Source organism: Candidatus Enterococcus huntleyi (assembly GCF_009933175.1).
Lineage (GTDB): Bacteria > Bacillota > Bacilli > Lactobacillales > Enterococcaceae > Enterococcus_K > Enterococcus_K huntleyi.
The window spans coordinates 1-1,763 of record NZ_MAEJ01000021.1 but is presented as its reverse complement, the minus strand read 5'-3'; the positions used below and the strand labels follow the sequence as shown (position 1 = coordinate 1,763).

At 40.9% G+C, this 1,763-nt stretch carries 2 protein-coding genes; both read left to right on the top strand.

Annotated features, from left to right (window positions below):
• The first annotated feature begins 60 nt into the window (after positions 1–60).
• Positions 61–762, top strand: coding sequence for a helix-turn-helix domain-containing protein (locus BAU15_RS15600; protein ID WP_202622734.1), 702 nt, complete (start codon positions 61–63; stop codon positions 760–762).
• On the top strand, positions 741–1,643 hold the full coding sequence (locus BAU15_RS15595; protein WP_202622735.1) for an IS3 family transposase: 903 nt from the start codon (positions 741–743) through the stop codon (positions 1,641–1,643). Before BAU15_RS15600 ends, BAU15_RS15595 begins: the two co-directional genes overlap by 22 nt.
• Positions 1,644–1,763 lie beyond the last annotated feature (120 nt).

The following is a 1,763-nucleotide window of genomic DNA, read 5'->3' as shown; positions in this document are numbered from 1 at the left end:
TGGTATGCTACCCCTATCTAGGACAAAGAAATAAATAAATCCTAGATAGGGGTATTTGTTATGGGAAAAAGAAGAATGAAACTTACGCCGGAAGAACGTATAAAGATTGTCGAAAGCTATCTTAGGCATGAACTAAGCTTGAATGGTGCGGCTAAGGAGGTCGGCGTGACCTGGGCGACAATTAAAAATTGGTGTACCTTATATGAAAATGAAGGGCCTACTGGTTTATTGGCTACTAGAAAAAACAAATCCTATCCCAAAGAGTTGAAACTGGCTGCTGTTCGAGACTACCTTGACGGTCAAGGTAGTCTTACAGCTATTGCAAAAAAATATAGACTTAGAGATAACAGACAACTACGAGATTGGCTGAAGGGGTATAATACTCATAAAGACTTCAAATCAGAAAGTGGTGGAAGTAGAATGAGTCAAACCCGTGAAACCAGTCAAGAAGAACGTCATGCCATTGTACTCGACTGTCTTGCCCAGGACAAAGATTATGGCGCAATGGCTATCAAGTATCAGGTTTCCTATCAAAATGTGTATATCTGGGTGAAAAAATATGAAAAGCTGGGCTATGACGGGCTTCAAGATCGTCGTGGCAGACGCAAAGCAGACCAAGTCAGTCGAACACCGGAAGAGGAACTGTCGATTGAACTAGCGAAACTGCGCCGAGAAAATGACTACTTAAAAATGGAGAACGACCTGTTAAAAAAAGTGAGGGAGTTTGGAAGGAGGAATCACTGGGACAATTCAAAAAAATAACGTCTTACCAATCTATCCAACATTTACACGAAGAAAAAGGCTATCCAATCCAACAGATGTGTGACAAACTTCAGGTCACACGTTCGGCCTATTATCGCTGGTTGAAGCTGCCCAAAAGTGCGCAGGAAGAAACTAATCTACAGCTAGTTGTAACGATTCGTAAGATTCATGATGACCATCCAGAGATGGGGTATCGACGAATTAAGGATGAATTGAAGCGCACATATAAAGTGATAATTAATGACAAGCACATCTTACGGCTCTGTCGTCATGAACAAATCCAGTCCACCATCAAACATCCAGCGAATTGTATCACAAGACGTGCCAACCATCCCTATTACACGGCTAAAAATGTTTTGAATCGGAAATTCAAAGCAAAGAAGCCAAATCAAAAATGGGTGACGGATGTCTCAGAATTCAAGTACTATTTGGGAGAAAAAGTGCATAAGCTTTATTTGAGTGCGATTTTGGATCTTTATGATCGTCGAATTGTTTCTTATGTGCTTCGGGATTCTAATGACTTGAATTTGGTTTTCGATACCTTTGACGAAGCAATCAAGACGGAGCCAAATGCGCATCCAATCTTTCACAGCGATCGTGGCTTCCAATATACCCATATCAACTTTTACAAAAGATTGAAAAACGCAAAAATGACGCAAAGCATGTCTCGTGTAGGCAAGTGCATCGATAACGGACCGATGGAAGGCTTTTGGGGGATTCTCAAGCGGGAGAAGTATTATAACCATAAATTTACTAGCCGCGAAGAACTCGTTGACATGATTACGCAATACATCAACTATTACAACAATGGTCGATATCAACGTAAGCTCCATGTTATGACGCCGATGGAATTCCATCAACACTACTATGAAGCAGCTTGACGAGCCTTAGAAATGACCTACTGACTTTTTGAAGCTTCAAAAAAACTACCCATCATAATCGACGAGTAGTCCACAAAAATTTTAAAATATTTCACTGTCCTATTGACGGGGTGCACACCA

Coding starts and splice junctions, on each gene's coding strand:
- BAU15_RS15600 (WP_202622734.1), top strand. CDS start 61: ATGGGAAAAAGAAGAATGAAACTTACGCCGGAAGAACGTATAAAGATT.